Annotated in this window: 14 protein-coding genes; 7 read left to right on the plus strand and 7 right to left on the minus strand. The window is 45.1% G+C overall.

The window, feature by feature from the left end:
- Window positions 1–145 precede the first annotated feature (145 nt).
- Complete coding sequence (locus JGK07_RS30045) at window positions 146–2,617, minus strand: zinc metalloprotease HtpX (RefSeq protein ID WP_293243417.1); 2,472 nt, start codon at window positions 2,615–2,617, stop codon at window positions 146–148.
- A gap of 672 nt (window positions 2,618–3,289) precedes the next feature.
- Here JGK07_RS30045 and JGK07_RS30050 point away from each other — a divergent pair.
- The 3 genes from JGK07_RS30050 to JGK07_RS30060 all read left to right on the plus strand — a co-directional run bounded on the left by JGK07_RS30050 (window position 3,290) and on the right by JGK07_RS30060 (window position 7,277).
- Window positions 3,290–6,313 carry a hypothetical protein gene (locus JGK07_RS30050; RefSeq protein WP_293291190.1) on the plus strand — a complete coding sequence of 1,008 codons (3,024 nt, stop codon included), beginning with the start codon at window positions 3,290–3,292 and terminating at the stop codon, window positions 6,311–6,313.
- A 47-nt stretch (window positions 6,314–6,360) separates the two neighbouring features.
- On the plus strand, window positions 6,361–6,546 hold the full coding sequence (locus tag JGK07_RS30055; RefSeq protein ID WP_293291192.1) for a hypothetical protein: 186 nt from the start codon (window positions 6,361–6,363) through the stop codon (window positions 6,544–6,546).
- An 83-nt stretch (window positions 6,547–6,629) separates the two neighbouring features.
- A complete protein-coding gene (locus tag JGK07_RS30060; RefSeq protein WP_293291194.1) occupies window positions 6,630–7,277 on the plus strand; it encodes a hypothetical protein in 648 nt (215 codons plus the stop codon).
- Between the two features lie 176 nt (window positions 7,278–7,453).
- Here the strand turns inward: JGK07_RS30060 and JGK07_RS30065 are convergent, their stop codons facing one another.
- Together JGK07_RS30065 and JGK07_RS30070 are read right to left on the minus strand one after the other, a co-directional pair.
- Entirely contained in the window at window positions 7,454–7,909 is a 456-nt protein-coding gene (locus tag JGK07_RS30065; protein ID WP_293208784.1) for a hypothetical protein, read from the minus strand.
- A 116-nt stretch (window positions 7,910–8,025) separates the two neighbouring features.
- The gene (locus tag JGK07_RS30070; protein WP_293220250.1) at window positions 8,026–8,289 is read right to left on the minus strand and encodes a hypothetical protein; all 264 of its coding nucleotides are present in this window, start codon (window positions 8,287–8,289) and stop codon (window positions 8,026–8,028) included.
- A 288-nt stretch (window positions 8,290–8,577) separates the two neighbouring features.
- Here JGK07_RS30070 and JGK07_RS30075 point away from each other — a divergent pair, with 288 nt between their 5' ends.
- A complete protein-coding gene (locus tag JGK07_RS30075) occupies window positions 8,578–8,817 on the plus strand; it encodes a hypothetical protein (RefSeq protein ID WP_293186831.1) in 240 nt (79 codons plus the stop codon).
- Between the two features lie 141 nt (window positions 8,818–8,958).
- Window positions 8,959–9,603 (plus strand): Uma2 family endonuclease, encoded by a 645-nt coding sequence (locus JGK07_RS30080; RefSeq protein ID WP_293186830.1) that lies wholly within the window; start codon window positions 8,959–8,961, stop codon window positions 9,601–9,603.
- Window positions 9,604–9,803: 200 nt separating this feature from the next.
- Here the strand turns inward: JGK07_RS30080 and JGK07_RS30085 are convergent, their stop codons facing one another.
- On the minus strand, window positions 9,804–10,769 hold the full coding sequence (locus JGK07_RS30085; RefSeq protein WP_293186829.1) for a PEP-CTERM sorting domain-containing protein: 966 nt from the start codon (window positions 10,767–10,769) through the stop codon (window positions 9,804–9,806).
- A 319-nt stretch (window positions 10,770–11,088) separates the two neighbouring features.
- Here JGK07_RS30085 and JGK07_RS30090 point away from each other — a divergent pair, with 319 nt between their 5' ends.
- On the plus strand, window positions 11,089–13,443 hold the full coding sequence (locus JGK07_RS30090) for a tetratricopeptide repeat protein (RefSeq protein ID WP_293198560.1): 2,355 nt from the start codon (window positions 11,089–11,091) through the stop codon (window positions 13,441–13,443).
- Window positions 13,444–13,647: 204 nt separating this feature from the next.
- Here the strand turns inward: JGK07_RS30090 and rph are convergent, their stop codons facing one another.
- The gene (gene rph / locus JGK07_RS30095) at window positions 13,648–14,364 is read right to left on the minus strand and encodes a ribonuclease PH (protein WP_293186827.1); all 717 of its coding nucleotides are present in this window, start codon (window positions 14,362–14,364) and stop codon (window positions 13,648–13,650) included.
- 312 nt (window positions 14,365–14,676) lie between these two features.
- Window positions 14,677–15,228: a nucleoside monophosphate kinase gene (locus tag JGK07_RS30100; RefSeq protein WP_293186841.1), complete on the minus strand. Its 552-nt coding sequence runs from the start codon at window positions 15,226–15,228 to the stop codon at window positions 14,677–14,679.
- Between the two features lie 354 nt (window positions 15,229–15,582).
- Here JGK07_RS30100 and JGK07_RS30105 point away from each other — a divergent pair, with 354 nt between their 5' ends.
- On the plus strand, window positions 15,583–16,110 hold the full coding sequence (locus JGK07_RS30105; RefSeq protein ID WP_293186826.1) for a P-loop NTPase family protein: 528 nt from the start codon (window positions 15,583–15,585) through the stop codon (window positions 16,108–16,110).
- A gap of 395 nt (window positions 16,111–16,505) precedes the next feature.
- Here JGK07_RS30105 and JGK07_RS30110 read toward each other — a convergent pair whose 3' ends face one another.
- Window positions 16,506–16,685: a hypothetical protein gene (locus tag JGK07_RS30110; RefSeq protein WP_293148649.1), complete on the minus strand. Its 180-nt coding sequence runs from the start codon at window positions 16,683–16,685 to the stop codon at window positions 16,506–16,508.
- Window positions 16,686–17,176: the final 491 nt, after the last annotated feature.

Here is a 17,176-nt window from a genome sequence, read left to right on the forward strand (position 1 = left end):
AAAAAGCAACTTTTCTTTACGAAGGGTTGACAGTTGACAGTTGTCCGGCTGGGGGTTGTCCGTCACATTCCATAAAGGTACGTTGTCGCGCTTCAGCGCTCTTTCATATAGACAAGAGCGCTGAAGCGCAACAACGTACCTTGTCTCATCTTCCGCCTTGGATAATGATGTACGCGCCCCAAACAGCAGCAGCAAAGGCCAAAATCGCAGACCAAATCGGATGTCCGCTGTCACTAACGAGTCCTTCTTGACTGCGGAGAGTTTCTAGGTCGATCGCCACAGTAGCACCCCGACGCAGCCAACCAGTCGCCACAACCGGTTTTCCGATCAAATCGGTAGGGCGAGTCGTCTGTTTGAGCAAAAATGGGTACAAAGAGCCGATCGGGCCAATCATCGAAACATAGTGCAACCTCACCAAACCCGTCGCCGTTTGCAAAATCAAATCCTGTCCCAGCCAATTGTCAATACCAGGTCTACCCAAAAGTTGCCCGGAAAGGCGCACAGGTTGAGCATCTAGCGGTAGAGTTTTCGAGTTTGACAAAATTTCTAGTAAACTTGGTGAAGTGGTTTCTCGTGGCGTAATGTCGGGGAAAAAATAGTTAATCCGCATCAAAGTACCGAGACAAAATCCGATCGGCAAACAGCCCCAAAGAATCGATCGATCGCCCAAAAGCCAATCCAATTGCCAAATACTCGTCTTGGAAAACAGCCAGCTAACCATCCACAGCAGTGCAACAATCCCCAGACTCATCGGAATCCCAAAAAACGGCGCACCTTGTAAAAATAGTTTTGAGTCTTTAAATTCGAGTATGGATTTAAACAGAGATAATTTTCCTGTTTTGGGTTTTTCCGGCGACAGACTCGCCAAATCTAACTCAGTCTCCAGTTTCCAGAATTGAGCGTAGAGTTCCAACAGCTTGAAACGCTCTCCCATCAAAGGATGCGTGCTGTTAATTGTCAAAAGAGCGCGATCGGGATTGGTGACATCCCACAACAAAATCTGTTTTAGGGGCGCGCGTAATGCAGCACTACCAAAGGTTACAGCTTGTGCGACGCCGACGGGTAACAACAAATCGAAACTTTCGAGGAAAAAGCTAGTTTGTTTTTGCTGTTCAATATTTGCAGCAATGCCGATCGCAATTTTAGTTAGTGCTCGCGTCAAACCGTTGGGATTGCCGGTAATTTCTGCGGAAGTGCGATCGCTAAAATATACTCTACGGCGCGACAACCACAACATCGGCCAACGCAGTAATTTATAAATTCCGTAACTGGTAGCAGAAATTGCGGCGGTGACAACTCTCACAGTACGACGCAAAAAGTCGATCGTCATTAAATCGCACAACCGCTCGCCCCAGTATGCAGTCTGCCAATATATAAGGTAAGGAATCTGAAGCACCAACATCGCCAGCGACATCGGCGCAAAATCCCAGTGAGAAATATGCGCCAACTCCCGCGCGAAAATAGTGGCAATTTCATCATCCGTCAATTGATCTAACAGCCCTTGACTGACAGCAATCCGAGCAAAACGGGGCAAACAGCCGTAACTGAAAGCTACAGGAACATTGAGCGGTAAGAGTTTCAGTACAGGCGTTGGCATATTTTGCTTGGTGCCAAAACTGCGGAGTACGCGCGTCGCTTCCTTGCTGTGCTTGGATAAAACTGAGCCGCGCAGGGTTTCGATACCGCAAAAAAGTTTTAGCAGGGCGTCTGTCAGCCAGGGAGAAGATGCCAAAAGCAATCCGAAAAGAATCTGGAGGAAGGGAGTTGGATCTCGGTAAAAAAGCTGAATTGGCTGAAAAATTGGCAATCTAGTAAATATGTAAAGCTGAACTAATAGAGCATTGATGTTTGTCAGCAGGAATTGTAGGACTAATCGGGCTAGGAAAAATAGGGCGATCGCACTTCCAACTGCTTCGATCCGAAAATTCAGCAACTTTAGCGGTTTGAGGGGGCGCGGACTTTTGGTGCGCCCCGCTTGGCGCCAAGTAAGTTCGTAGGTATCTGGGGTGGCGAATCCGGGGATATCTGTTGGGGAACCGGAACTGTTTTCGCCGCTAGTTTCTGTATCGGTTGCGGTTGTTGTAGGGGCGGTGTCCCCGTGCTCGCCCTCTTGTGTCGGGTGAATCGGCGGTTTGGGGGGTGGAGGTGGCGGTGAAATATGTGTGGATTTGGTGTTTGCTGGGGCGTTAGTCGGCTCTAAGGGTGAAAATCCGGTTTTTTTGTCTGCGGTTGGTCGAGCGCCCTTAAGCGTTTCCTTCCGCGATTCCGTTGCTGAATCAAAGGCGACAAAGCCGGTTTCTGGGGGAGTTTCTGGGGGTTTTGGGGGGGTTAATTCTTTTAAAGTGCGATCGGCCCAGGTTTTGATTTGGGTGTTGGGGATGTTGGTGAGGGAAGTGCAAAGGGCGATCGCGCTTTTGAGATTTCCGGTTGCTTTGTATGCCACGACTAATCCCATTTGGGCGCGGATTCCGGGCGGTTGATTTGCTGCGGTTTGGCTGACGGATTCTAAAAGGGCGATCGCGCTTTGGTAATCTTTTTGTTTCAAAGCAGCTAACCCAGCCTCTAGAGACTGTTTCAGAGATGAATCCGCCGAATTTTGATTGTTTGGAGATGCCATAACTGTGATTGCGATCGCGTCTTGTCTAAGATAACCTCACCCGAAGGCACTTCGGCAACTAGCAATGTACGGGATGTCACGGATCTTGAGGGAAGATGGCCGAGGTATCCAATGAACATATTTTCCTTAAAACGAGTGGGATGGGCTTCTAGCCCGTCCCGTATTTTCCTTAAAACAATGAGTGGGATGGGCTTCTAGCCCGTCCCAAATCTAAAAAATAAATACAGTATAATTTATCAAATCAGGCTTAAATACTTTGAGTTTGAAATATCGAGTAATTCCGAATAATTAATCTGTAGGGTGTGAGAGCTTTAGAAATTTATAAATCCACACGATAAAACTATTTGGACTCACGCACCGCCCTAACGAATGATTTTATCTAATTTTTGTTGATATAATTAGAGCAGTTGTCGATCGGCTAAAATAGATAAGACTTACCCTGCGTGTCACACTTCAATCAACAAGTTGTCAGGTGCGTCAGACTGACGACGAGGCCCAGATCCCCCCTAACCCCCCTTAAGAAGGGGGGAACCGGAAGCGCGATCAAAGTCCCCCTTCTTAAGGGGGATTTAGGGGGATCTAGACTACGCTAGAAGCGAGATTTTTCAAGTATTCTAGGCTTAAGTTGACACCAATCGGCAAAACCTAAACTACCACCACATCCGAACAAATATGCCAATAGACGACGAAGATTTTGAAATCCAAATCAGCGACGATCGCAAACTGCAACTCTTCACAGACAGACACGAATTTACCCGCCGATTTGCCTTTTATTTAAACGAAGACCAGCCCCGCGAACAAATTTTGTATTTTTTCGGCGATGGAGGCAACGGCAAGTCATTGCTCCTCAAACACTTGGAGTTTCACTGCTGCAAAAGATTTCCGCCGCAGGTTTGGCAACAATTGCGCGCACTCCCAGAAGCAAAAGCCGCCGAAGTTGCCGATTTTGTCTGGCACGCCAAACCCAAAACCTACACTCCCATCCCCGTAGTCAGACACGATTTCGGATTGATACCGATTAAAGAAGATAAACCGCAAGATAGATTTTACGGCTTGCTGATGTTGCGGCGAAATATCGCAGAGTCAGCCAAGAAATATAAATTTAAATTGCCTAATTATGACTTTGCTTGCTTTTGGTATTTGCTGAACAAAGGCGAGTCAGAGGCAACTCTCAACCAACTTTTTCCCAACGATTTAATTGATTTTTTGACACCTGTAGTTGAAACCTTTGCCGGATTTCCCGTGGTGTCGCAAGTGGCGGCGGGGCTGAAATTAATCGATAAATTCGGTGGCATTAAGCGAACGATGAAATTAATTCAAACGCGCCTGGGTGTCAGCGACGAAACGGCTGATGAAATTCGCCGTAAAGATATTGATACTGAGTTAATCGACTGTTTACCAAAATTGTTTGCAGGGGATTTGAATGCGGCAATGGCTAGCAGAAATAAACCCGATCGCCTCGTGATGCTGTTCGATACTCACGAGAAAATGTGGGATGAAAAACGCAATTCTCAAGGTGCAACTTTTTGGTATCAAGATGAGTGGTTTCGGCGGTTGTTGAGGGCATTGGATTACAAATTGGGGATTGTGGTTGCTGTGGCGGGGCGAGATTGTCCAGTCACACAACTGCGGTGGCCGAATGCGTCGAAGTTTCCGATTCCCGAAGATTATATAGATGCCCAATTGGTTTGGCATTTGTCGCCCCCCGATGCTAGGGATTACTTGCACAAAGTGGAGATTGACAAGGCTGATTTGGCAGATGCTGTAATTAAATATGCCAGCGTCAATCCTGATGAGAGTTGCGAGGATTTGCAAGTACATCCGTTTTATTTGGGTTTGTGCGCGGATGTGGTGCTGGCAGAAAGAAGGCGGGGAATTGAGTTGCTGGCGTCGGATTTTGCGCGGATTCCGAAGTTGGAAAATAAGACTGCGGAGTTAATGGATCGGTTGCTTTTGTATGTGGATCGCGAAGTGCGATCGGCGGTGCATTCGCTGAGTGCTTGTCGCGCTTTTGATGAGGATTTGTACGTGAAATTGGGGGCGGGTTGTCACTTCCAGGCAAGTAGTGCAAATTTTGAGGTTTTGACTGGTTTTTCGTTTGTGTGGAAATCGGAGAAGCGGGGGGATAATTGGTATCGGATTCATGATTTATTGCGGCGCTTGGATGCGGAAAGAGATAATCAGAAAACTCGCAGGGCTCATGAGGTTTTGGAGGGGCATTATCGGGAAGTGGGGGATGGGGCTGAGGCAATTTTTCATGCTAATCGCTTGGATTGGGAGCGGGGTGTGAAGGAATGGGTAGAGGTGTTTGATGAAGCTTTGGGAAAGAGTCGCTATGGGGAATGCAAGTCGCTGCTAGGTGTTAGGGATGAGTTGTGGATTAAAAGTGATTTTAGGCTTGGCAGAATTTCAGAATCGGAGGGCAATTACTATGCTAACTTGGCTCGATACGCAGAGGCAAAACAAGAGTATTTAGAGGCAGTTGCAGCTTACGATCGTGATCTCATCATAACTCCAAATCAGGATGCTACGCTCAATAGCAAAGGGAGTGCGCTGCAATATCTGGGTGAGTTGCAGGCACAACTAAGTGAGTTTGAGGCTGCCAAACAGTCTTACTCAGAGGCGATCGCTGCCTATAATTCTGCTTTACTTATGGCACCGGATTATATTTGGGTTCTCAACAACAAAGGGAATGTGCTCCATAGTCTGGGTAAGTTGCAGGTACGGCTAAGTGAGTTTGAATCTGCCAAACAGTCTTACTCAGATGCGAGCGCTGCCTTTAATTCTGCTTTACTTATTGCACCGGATTATATTTGGGCTCTCAATGGCAAAGGGAATGCACTGCAAAGTCTGGGTGAGTTACAGGCACAGCTAAGTGAGTTTGAATCTGCAAAACAGTCTTACTCAGATGCGAGCGCTGCCTTTAATTCTGCTTTACTTATTGCACCGGATTATATCCAGGCTCTTAACAATAAAGGAATTGTGCTAGTCGCTAGGGGTAAGTTGCAGGTACAACTAAGCGAGTTTGAGGTTGCCTTACAGTCTTACTCAGAGGCAATCGCTGCCTTTAATTCTGCTTTATTTATTGCACCAAATGATATCAATTATCTCAAGAACAAAGGGATTGCGCTGAATAGTCTGGGTGATTTACAAGCACAGCTAAGTGAGTTTGAGACGGCCAAACTTTCTTACTTAGATTCGATCAATACTTATAATTTTGCATTACAAATTGCACCAGATGATAATTATTGTATGCAGAACAAAGGGATTGCGCTCCATGATCTGGGTAAGTTGCAGGCAAAACTAAGTGAGCTTGAGGCTGCCTCACGGTCTTACTCAGATGCGATTACTGCCTTCAATGCTGCTTTAGTTATTGCACCGAATCATAACAATGCTCTTACCGGCAAAGGGAATGCACTGCTAAGTCTGGGTGTTTTACAGAAATATCTAAGTCAATTTGAGGATGCCAAATTTTCTTATTGTGAGGCGATCGCTGCCTATGATTTTGCATTACAAATTGCATCGGATGATATAGCTGCTCTCAACGCCAAAGGGTCTGTGCTGCGATATCTGGGTGAGTTACAGGCACAGCTAAGTCAATTTGAGGCTGCCAAACAGTCTTATTCCGAGGCAATCACTGCGTTTAATTCTACTTTACAAATTGCGCCAAATGATATAATTTACAGGCACAGCTAAGTCAATTTGAGGCTGCCAAACAGTCTTATCCCGAGGCAATCACTGCCTTGAATTCTAGTTTACAAATTGCGCCAAATGATATAGCTGCTCTCAACATAAAAGGGTGTGTGCTGCTGAAGCTGGGTGATTTACAGGCACAGCTAAGTCAATTTGAGGCTGCCAAACAGTCTTATTCCGAGGCAATCACTGCGTTTAATTCTACTTTACAAATTGCGCCAAATGATATAGGCTAAGTGAATTTGAGGCTGCCAAACAGTCTTACTCAGAGGCGATTGCAGCCTTTAATTCTGCTTTACTTATTGCACCGAATTTTATTATGGCTCTCACCAACAAAGGAAGTGTGCTGCTAAGTCTGGGTACTTTGCAAGCAGGGCTAAGTGAATTTGAGGCTGCCAAACAGTCTTACTCAGAGGCGATCGCTGCCTTGAATTCTGCTTTACTTATTGTACCAGATGATATCGCTGCTCTCAACAACAAAGGGCTTGCGCTGCAATGTCTGGGTGATTTGCAAGCAAAGCTAAGTGAATTTGAGGCTGCCAAACTTTCTTACTCAGATGCGATCGCTACCTATAATTCTGCTTTACTTATTGCACCGGATGATATCGCTGCTCTCAACAACAAAGGGATTGCGCTGGGAAGTCTGGGTGATTTGCAAGCAAAGCTAAGTGAATTTGAGGCTGCCAAACAGTCTTACTCGGATGCGATCGCTGCCTCGAATTCTGCTTTACTTATTGCACCGGATTATATCAATGCTCTCAACAACAAAGGGAATGAGCTGCAAAGTCTGGGTGATTTGCAAGAACAATTATTTGAAAGACAGGAAGCACTCAAAAATTGGCAAGAAGCACTGGAAATGTTTAATCGCTCTTTAGCCATCGCTCCTAATGACGATTGGGTTCGGAATAGACGTGATGCGCTGCAAGAATCTCTCGATAATTTGGGTGAAGATACTGTCAGCAGTTAGCCCGATCGCAATTAGTAAAGGTGTGGCATTCAGGAGGCGGATTTGTCCAGTTAACTTACACCGAAAGTTCACAGGATTTACGCACTCCGACAAAGAAACCGGGTTTTTGGCCGAATCTACGCATCACAACCAAGTATTATCGAAAAAACCCGGTTTCTGGCCCCCATGCGTCAGCCCTAAGACTTGATACCTGACGGCGCATAATTCTTGCTCTTTTCCGATTCCAGGTATTGCTTGTAAGCCACCTCATCGCCACCAAAAGAATCGATCGATACTTCTCGTTTCGGCATCGATTTCAGAGGAGCATCGATCGGACTGTACCGACAGTAACACATCACAATTACATCATAATCGCTCATCGGAGTTGGAATATCAGGCGTATATGTTTGCACCCGCACAACTTCCCAATCACTGACACGATAATGAGTATTATGTGCGTGCTCGTTTGGATCGTGTTCTGACTCCACCCGCACAAATTCTACAGGGCGATATCCCGGTTCAGGAATCGGTTCCTGAGAAGAATCCCAGTTTTCTGCAATGATAAAAGTTAGAGCTTGGCTGTGTTGAAGTTTTCTCTGTCTCCAGCCTTCATCTTCACCTGACTCAGCCTGAAAAACAATGTACTTCTGCATTAGTTTTTCTCCGTTTCTTCGAGATAGTTGGGAAATTCGGTTTTATTTCAAGGCTTAAAGTGTGGGTTAATGAAGGAGACGATCGCCTCCTTCATCAAAGCACTCAACCTCCCAGCTTACCTTCCTGACTGCTTACTGTCCGATCGCACTTTCCGACGAATCAGCACACTCATCACCTGGTCAGCATTTGCCGCGCGTTGTACGGGACTCCAGTCACCAACCTCAGCAAATCCCAATCGGTACAAAGTAAGAATCGTTTCCCGGACACCCTGGGGCGAACCCACAAGCGTTACCAGCAGAATATCCTGTTCCGATACCGCCCCTGAATCCGAATCTGGACAATCGGATGAGTCTTCGTCGGGCACGAATTCCTGTGACATATTATGTTCTCCTGACTTTGGGTTTTCTAGAAAAACCCAAAAATCCAGCCGCCCCGCAATTCAACAGATAGCAGGGCGGCCACAGAGAATGTTAAGATACTCCGTTAGCCTCCAGACTGCTGATACCAGTTTGGCGGTTATGCTGTCCTTAGCTGTTCGCGCAGCTTTGGGCAGTGCAACTAGATTTTCGGGCGACGCGGGTTGCCTCCTGTGCAAGCAAAGCAACCTCTCAATTCACAGCGTAGCCGCATAGGGGGCCCGCCGTCAACCGATTTTGGATTTTAGATTTTGAATTTTAGATTTTGGATTTTGGATTTACCAGCGTCAGCGGCTGGAAAGATTAGACGGCGGTTGAAACCGCGTCTACACAAACGATGTCCGCCTCCGCGGACTAAAGAAAATTGTATTTGGCGGTATAAATCGGCGATCGCAAAGTCGGTTTTTACAATAGCTCAAAAAGGGCGATCGCATTTCATGGAAGTGGAAAAAGTGCGATCGACAATTAAGCTGAGTTTTGCTAAAATCTAATCAGACTGACGTATCAAAATCCAAGAAACTGGGTTTTTTGCAGTTTTTGCAAGCTCTGACGAAGTATATCGCAAAAACCCGGTTTCTGACCGCCCGTATGTCGAGGACTAAATAAATAAGCTAAAAAGCAAGCAGGTAGCCATGACAGCCACCCTAATTGAAAGTCAAACTTCGGGAGTTTTGCTGAAAAATATTAGCTGGCAAACTTACGAATCTCTCGTAAACGAACTAGCAGAACAAGCGGGAATTCGTTTGAATTACGATCGAGGTACTTTAGAAATCATGACTCCCTTAGACTCGCATGAAGGTAACAAAAAATTTTTAGGACGTTTTGTAGAAACAGTAACTGAAGAATTGAATGTAGAAATTCGCAGCCTGGGTTCGAGAACTTGCAAGCGCGAAGATTTGCTCAAAGGTTTAGAACCGGATCAGTGCTACTATATCGAAAATGAGCGAGTTGTCCGAGATGTAGAGCAAATTGACTTAAATGAATATCCGCCGCCTGATTTAGTAATCGAGATTGACATCACTAGCAGTTTTATTAACCGCATGGAATTGTATGCGAGTTTGGGCGTGTCCGAGGTTTGGCGTTATGACGGTTCGCGTTTGATATTCTATCAGTTAGAAGGTCAGGAATATGTAGAACGGGAAGTTTCTCCTCACTTTCCTTTTTTGTCGCCAACTGAGATTATGGGATTTGTGGAAACGCAAAAAAATGTGGGGGAAACGTCGATGATTCGAGGGTTTAGGCGGTGGGTGAGGAGTCGGATTCAGTCTGGGGAATGAAGGAGGGCGATCGCTCAATATTTCAACAGCAGAATTGTAAATTAGCAAAACCCATAAACAGTTTATCGGCGATCACTCTTTTTTGAACCAATCTATTGCACAGGCGGGACGCCCGTGCCACGAGGGAGGCGGATGGAGGAAAGGGCGATCGCGCTTTTTAACTGCTTTGGAAACACAAGCGGGACGCCCTTACTGCAAAATTACACCGCTAACTTTTGCTTGCGCTTGCGCCAAGTAGCGATCGCACCAAATCCTAAAAATGTCGCCAATAAAGTAGAAGGTTCTGGTACTGCTTCCTGAGGTGGAAGTGGTTCGGTTTTTCCTTCGAGAGCGATCGCGTCATTGTTGCATTCAAGAATTAAAGTAGCAACATAATCATCAACTGGCAGCAAAGATTTATCAAACTTAAACCCAATAGTTTGGCTGCCACGCGCTGGAAATACACCTAGAGCAAATCCAGCCGCTGCCAACTCTGCATCGCCAACCATCGTAATGTCGCCAACTTTAGTGCCGGATTCTATAATATTGGGAATTAAAGTTTCTGGTTGACTGTGAGAACCCTGCGTGAAGTAAGGGCTATAATAAGAATCGTTCCAGGCTAAATCTCCCATCCTCGCATCCATACCGACTCGTGGAAAGATGCCGTTGATGTTGTGATTGTATAAATTAGACCAACCTGCATTTTGTGCCACAACACTTTTTGCTTTTACCCCACTGTAGACACCCGTACTTGCTGCGTTTGAATCATTATTAGGCGTAAAGCGAATCCCAAATAGGCTATTGCTATCGCTGGCAGCTTTAAAGTTTCTTTTCCCGGAAAAATCCCAGAACAAATCCCCGAAACCAATATTGCGATTACTAACTCGATAGCCATTCACAAATTCTTCAGTAGGTTTTCCCGTCAGTGGTAAGTTGGCACTAATAGCTACCCAAATAGTATTGGTAGATACATCATCTTTGACCGCCATACCATAAATTTCAAATATCGTTCCTCCTGCGGTGATTCCACCCCTGCCATCGCTGTCAAGACTGTCATTGCTGGGGTCGATCGCATAATTCCAACCCAAATTTAAAGTTCCAGCAATAGCCGTTTGTTGGAGAGTAGTTCCTAAGAAAATTGTTGCTGTAGTAGCACCGAAAAGAATTGTATTTTTGAAGATATTCATGGTAGATGCCCTCTCAAGTTACAGAAAACTATCAGTCTAATAGAGAATGCAAGCGGGAAAGTTCGATCGACCGAATTGGAAAGAGCAATGTGCGAGACATTCTCAATCCAAGGCAATTAATCGCTCTTCGTTATTGTCCAGGTCCTTCCACTATTTGCTTCCCAGATTTCTAATATCTCAGATACAAATTGGCTTAGCGTCTCAGTTTTGCTCATCTTTTTAGCTCAGTAAATAGCTCAGTAAATAGTTCACTGCTTCTGTTCCTGAACCAAACTGAGCTACAATTGAATCGGAGCACTGTTGGGGGTAATGGTGAAGTATGGTTGATTCTCTGAAGGCATCAGAAGATGGGCTACAAATTGTTGACCAAGCTAGACGCAAGAAACGCTGGCAGAAAAATTCTTTAACATGGGTACAAGCTGCCAAAACCTCAGAAGCGACACTGAGACGGTTTTGGGCAAGAAAATCTTTCATTGACCGGTATGCCTTTATTGCAATTTGTGAAGCTGTAGGTGTTAACTGGAAAGAAATTGCTGAACCCAGCCAAATTCAGAAAACAGATTTACCTGTGGTGTCTACGGCAAAGGCACATCCCTCAATACCAAACCAGAATTTTGTGGGACGCGAAGGGGCGATCGCCTCCCTCAACACCCATATCAACCAAGGCGCAAAAATCATCGTCATCCAAGCTACCGGCGGTGTCGGCAAAACCACATTGGCCCACGAATATCTCAACTCTCAGGGTTTTGACTTAGTGCTAGACCTCCCAATGGCCAAGGAAAAAGATAATATTCAACTTGTCGATAGTGTAATTGAAGGATGGCTGAAACAAGACTTTGATGAAGAACCAGGGCGAGAGTTTTGGGAGATGTTGCGGCGGCTAAAATGGCAACTTCAAACTCGCAAAATAGGCGTGTTAATTGATAACTTAGAACCCGCACTAGATGGACAAGGCAGATTTATTAAACCCCATCACCGCTATGTTGAACTATTGCGAGTTTTGGCCGATCCAACAGTGCAGTCTGTGACGCTCATAACCAGCCGCGTTCGTCTGTGCGAACCTGATGTAAATGTTGCTCGCTATTTATTGCCCGGATTGGATGAGCAAGCGTGGCAGCAATTTTTTATGAATCGCCATATTAATATAGATATTTCCATACTGAACGCGATGCACAAAGCCTATGGAGGAAATGCCAAAGTAATGGGTATCCTCTGCGGTGCAATTCGAGAAGATTTTGATGGAGATATGGTAGGTTATTGGGGGGAGAATAGTGGCGATCTGTTGGTTAAGACTGACTTGAAAAACTTAGTAACTACTCAGTTCGATCGCCTCCAAGAACTTGGCTCAAAAGCTTATCAACTCCTCTGCCGTTTGGGATGCTATCGCTATCAGGATGTGCCGACTGTCCCGACTGAGGGATTGTTGTGTTTGTTGTGGGATGTGCCAGAAGGACAGCGCAGACGGGTGATTGAATCTTTGCGAAATCGCTCTTTGGTAGAGTTTAATAATGGAGAATATTGGTTGCATCCGATGATTCGGGAAGAGGCGATCGCACGTTTGAGAGCAAGTGAAGATTGGGAAGATGCAAATCGCAAAGCAGCAGAGTTTTGGACGGACAGTGTTAAGACAGTTGAAACTCTAGAAGATGGACTGAGGGCTTTTGAGTCTTACTATCACTATGTAGAAATTAATGACTTTGAGCAAGCTGGCTATGTAATTGTCAGCAGAAGAGATACCAGTTGGAGAGATGGAGAATCTTTGGGGGCTGCGTTTTATAGATTGGGTTTGTTACAACCAATGCTTTACTCAATCAATTCAATTATTAACAAAGTTAAAGACGACCGTATACTGATCGGTCTGTATAGTTCTTTAGGGGATTTACACAGGCTAACTGGAAATATAAACGCAGCAATAGAATGTCACAATTTATCATTCAAAGCAGCGGAAACAACCCTTTTATCTACAGATTTAAGTTCTTCAATATATTTTTATGCAAAAAGGTTGAAAACTTGGTCTTTATTTAATACAGGGCTTTGTAGAATTGATTTGTGGGAACTTGAAGAAGCTAGGTTTTTTTTTCAAAAAATACAATTTATTTGTAAGAATTATAACGATTTAGAACATGGTTTATATAACAATGAGAAAGATTATTTATATTGCTTAGCATTTTTAAACTCATTTTTAGGATTTAAAGAGAGCGCTTTGAGTTATGTAAAACAAGCAGAAGTAGTAATCGATCAAATAGATTACTGTTGTTGGAGTCAAGGATATAGCTTATTATTTATGGGTCTAACTTATAAAAATTTAGGAGAATTCGACAAATCTTTTGAAAAGTTCCGCCAAGCGATCGCATTTGCCGAAAAAACTCACTACACTCAGGTTAAGGCTAAAGCTTTAAGTGGTTTAGCAGAGCTTTATCGAGAACAATCCGATTTTACAACAGCGCTTTCCCATCATTCAGAATCGATCGCACTTCTAGAGAAAATCGGCGCAAAATGCGATCTAGCTGAGGCTCATTATCAGCGTGCCTTAACTTACCAAAAGATGGGTGATGCCGAAAAGAGTCAGACTCCGTTTCAAGAGGCGATTCGACTCTTCAATGCAATGGAAGCACCGAACCAAGTTGAGAAAGTGCGAAAAGCCAGAGGTAAGAGCGATGAAGTTGAGTTTTAGATATACAAATACCCTCTTAGTCCGCGGAGGCGGACTTCGTTTGTGTAGACGCGGTTTCAACCGCCGAGTCATAAAGAAGATAAATTTGCCCAGATTTAGTATCGCGCACTCCGACCAAAGAAACCGGGTTTTTACCAAATCTTTCGACTGCGACGAAGTATTCTCAAAAAAACCCGGTTTCTGGACTCCCATGCGTAATTCCTACTAAACCAAAGCCTGTCGCTGAGCCTCCAACAATTCCTGAATCCCAGTTTCTGCCAAATCCAAAATTTGATTTAACTGACTCCGACTAAAACTTCCCTCCTCCGCAGTTCCCTGAATTTCAATAATGTCCAAATCTCCATTCATTACCACATTACAATCAATTTCCGCCGCCACATCTTCCAGATAATTCAAGTCTAAAAACGGCTCGCCTTCCAAAAGTCCCACAGACACGGCCGCCACTTGGCGAATCAAAGGCGATCGCACTAAATCACCTTTTTGCACCAACTTATTCAAAGCATCAGCCACAGCCACAAACGCGCCATTGATAGAAGTCGTGCGAGTCCCAGCATCCGCTTGCAACACATCAGCATCTACAAGAATCGTTCGTTCCCCCAAAAGTTCCATATCCAAGCACGATCGCAAACTCCGGCCAATCAACCGCTGAATCTCTTGAGTGCGCCCCGATAACTTCATAAACTCCCGCTCTTGTCGCTGCGGTGTAGAGCCTGGTAACATTCGGTACTCCGCCGTCAGCCAACCTTTTCCGGTATTCTCCAGAAACCTAGGCACTCCCGGCTTAATCGTAACGCTGCACAGTACCTGAGTATCGCCACTTTTTGCTAGCACCGAACCGCTAGCAAATTTGTTGAATTCGCGATCGAAACTAATCGGACGAAGTTGATTTGGTTGTCTACCGTCGGCACGTTTTATGGACATAAAATGGGAATGGGGAATTGGGAATGGGGAATTGGGAATGGGGAATTGGGAATTGGGAATTGGGAATTGGTGTCAATTTAACTTCTAAGCCAGTTACAGACTGCGGTTTAACTATTAAACCTAGATCCCCCCTAGCCCCCCTTAAGAAGGGGGGGACAGGAACCTTCTCAAAGTCCCCCTTCTTAAGGGGGATTTAGGGGGATCTAGACTGAGGTAACAACTAGATTTCTCAAGGCTTTCAGTCTTAACTTGACACTCCTTGGGCATCGGGCATTGGTTTTTTGCCAACAAATAACAAATAACAGCTAACAACTAACTATTAACCATTTTAAGAATATCCTGCTGCACTTCTTCGGGAGATCGATCGCCATTGATAGTTAACAGCTTGTTCCGATGTTCGTAATACTCTAAAATCGGCATAGTGCGTTCCTCGTACAAATCGAGCCGGCGCTGCAAAATTTCCGGTTCATCGTCCGATCGATCGCGTTCGATCGATCGACTCAGCAACACCTCAGTCGGAACCTTCAACCAAACCGCCCAATCTAGCTCCTGCGCCAAATCGTCTAACAAAAAATCCAATTCCTCAGCTTGAAAAGCCGTTCGCGGATATCCCTCCAACACCCAGCCATTAAAAACATCCCACAGCAGCAGCCGGCGGCCGATAAATCGAATCAAAATTTCATCGGGAACTAACTCGCCTTTTTCCACATAAGACACGGCCAACTTGCCCAAGTCTGTCTCACCTGCGATTTCCGCACGCAGAATGTCCCCTACTGCAAGCAAAGGAATGCTCAAATTGTCGCACAATAGTTGTGCTTGAGTTCCCTTTCCCGCTCCTGGCCCTCCCAGAATCACCAATCTCACAGTGCCTGCTCCTAGTGCCACGACATTCAAATTCTATGCGATCTGTACCTTTTATTGACAATCCTGGAGCCACCAAGACTCTCATCGCCCGGGTTTTTGGATCTATAACTTCATAACTGTCGGCTTCCCTGCTATATTTCGCTAAAAAAGCAGGCTTCTGCACAAGTGCTTGCTTGAGTTCAAAATCTAATTGACGGCTCCGAATGCTACTGCCGCTAGCTTTTGACAATTTGTATATCTAGCGTTCGATCGGATCTGCGATCGGCCAAGTACACTATATATTGTTAAGCAGGCTCCAGCCACGTGCAGCTCGGAGCAGCAGTCAAGACTTAGTTACTAATTAAATATTGCCCTATGGTTGCTCAGTTACAAACCCCTAAACTCAATTTGACCCACAGCTTGCCCTACACAGTTAAAGGGCTGGTGCAAGTTTTTACAGGCCCGCACCGCTGCTTTTTTACAAATGTTATGGCTCAAGCCCTGAGAATTGCAGGACAGGGATCTCCGGTGTTGGCAGTGCAGTTCCTCAAAGGGGGAATCAATCAAGGGCATCAACATCCCGTGCGACTCGGGCAAAATTTAGATTGGGTGCGGTGCGATTTGCCCCGCTGCATTGAGAATGCGGATTTAGATGAGATCGAAACGCGATCGATCGCACAATTGTGGGAGTACGTTCAAAATGCGGTGCTCTCCGGCAGTTACGCCTTAGTTATTCTCGACGAGTTGAGTTTGGCGGTCAATTTAGGTTTGATTCGGGAGACAGAAGTGCTCGCATTGATTGACAACAAGCCGCACGATTTGGATATTATTTTGACTGGGCCCTCGATGCCGCCAGCAATTTTGGATGTTGCCGACCAAGTTACTGAAATTCGTCGCAGTTAACGACAATAAACAAGATTGCCTGAGTCTTTTTAATCAAAATTTCGGACGGGCGGGACGCCCATTCCACAAGCAAAAAAATTGTGTGTGGGATGGGCGTCTCGCCCGTCTTAGGTATTTTTGCAATATATCTAATGATTTTAGTTGCGATCGCCCGCGCGTGCGATCGCAATTTTTATGTATTTTTTTATGTAAATTTTTATTAGCTCAAAAAAAGAGGCGACCGCTGAGTTCGCGCGAGCGATCGCACGCTACTAAACTAAGGAATAGAAATTAAATAATTTACACATATTTGTGGGATGGGCGTCCCGCCCGTCTTTCCGGGACGGGCGGGACGCCCATCCCACAAGAACAATCAAAAATGTAAGTTATTTAATTTTCATTCCTAAGCAGCAATATTACGCTGGAACTACCGGATCGAACACAACAGTTAACCGGTCGGCCGGAACCATCCGCTTCAGAATTTGCAAGTGACCGTCTGCATCAGACCAACTACGAAACTGACCCACAACCACCTTTTCCACATTCGGAAGCGATCGAACTACAGTCCACGGCTTGAGACGTTTTTCTTGCAACATAATAGAGAAATCTCCTGCATAAATTAGAGCCAAAGCCCGCCCTAATACTTTTCTACGGGTAAGGACTGATCTGTTGGTTCGTAAACTTGCCCTTCTCTCAAAACATATCACAAGAAAAATGGTTTCGCACTATATCTGATTTTCGGTTTTTTTTTATAGCCTTTCCCAAAAAAGTGAGGTACGTTGTTGGGCTTGGGCCCTCTTGATTTAGTGGTCATATAAGCTGTCAGTCATACCTCATCTTTTTGAGAAAGGCTATACCTAATTTCTACACAACATATCGCCAAGCTATACTCAGCAGCTACCTAGATCGATCGCCTGTAGGTAAGTCCAGGGAAGAAACCAAGAACGCGAAAGAATTTGATGCTTTTGCGCCATTGATTGAAATATACAATTGGGAGCATCCCACTTTTTGACTAAGTAGAAACACCTAGCTTGATGTCATTATTTAAATACGCACATCTCAGTCTTAAAATTTGAGGCACATTTTT

Origin of the sequence: Microcoleus sp. PH2017_24_DOB_U_A, from assembly GCF_020738205.1 — a bacterium.
GTDB lineage: Bacteria > Cyanobacteriota > Cyanobacteriia > Cyanobacteriales > Microcoleaceae > Microcoleus.

Coding starts and splice junctions, on each gene's coding strand:
- JGK07_RS30045 (WP_293243417.1), bottom strand. CDS start 2,617: ATGGCATCTCCAAACAATCAAAATTCGGCGGATTCATCTCTGAAACAG.
- JGK07_RS30050 (WP_293291190.1), top strand. CDS start 3,290: ATGCCAATAGACGACGAAGATTTTGAAATCCAAATCAGCGACGATCGC.
- JGK07_RS30060 (WP_293291194.1), top strand. CDS start 6,630: ATGGCTCTCACCAACAAAGGAAGTGTGCTGCTAAGTCTGGGTACTTTG.
- JGK07_RS30065 (WP_293208784.1), bottom strand. CDS start 7,909: ATGCAGAAGTACATTGTTTTTCAGGCTGAGTCAGGTGAAGATGAAGGC.
- JGK07_RS30070 (WP_293220250.1), bottom strand. CDS start 8,289: ATGTCACAGGAATTCGTGCCCGACGAAGACTCATCCGATTGTCCAGAT.
- JGK07_RS30080 (WP_293186830.1), top strand. CDS start 8,959: ATGACAGCCACCCTAATTGAAAGTCAAACTTCGGGAGTTTTGCTGAAA.
- JGK07_RS30085 (WP_293186829.1), bottom strand. CDS start 10,769: ATGAATATCTTCAAAAATACAATTCTTTTCGGTGCTACTACAGCAACA.
- JGK07_RS30090 (WP_293198560.1), top strand. CDS start 11,089: ATGGTTGATTCTCTGAAGGCATCAGAAGATGGGCTACAAATTGTTGAC.
- rph (WP_293186827.1), bottom strand. CDS start 14,364: ATGTCCATAAAACGTGCCGACGGTAGACAACCAAATCAACTTCGTCCG.
- JGK07_RS30105 (WP_293186826.1), top strand. CDS start 15,583: ATGGTTGCTCAGTTACAAACCCCTAAACTCAATTTGACCCACAGCTTG.
- JGK07_RS30110 (WP_293148649.1), bottom strand. CDS start 16,685: ATGTTGCAAGAAAAACGTCTCAAGCCGTGGACTGTAGTTCGATCGCTT.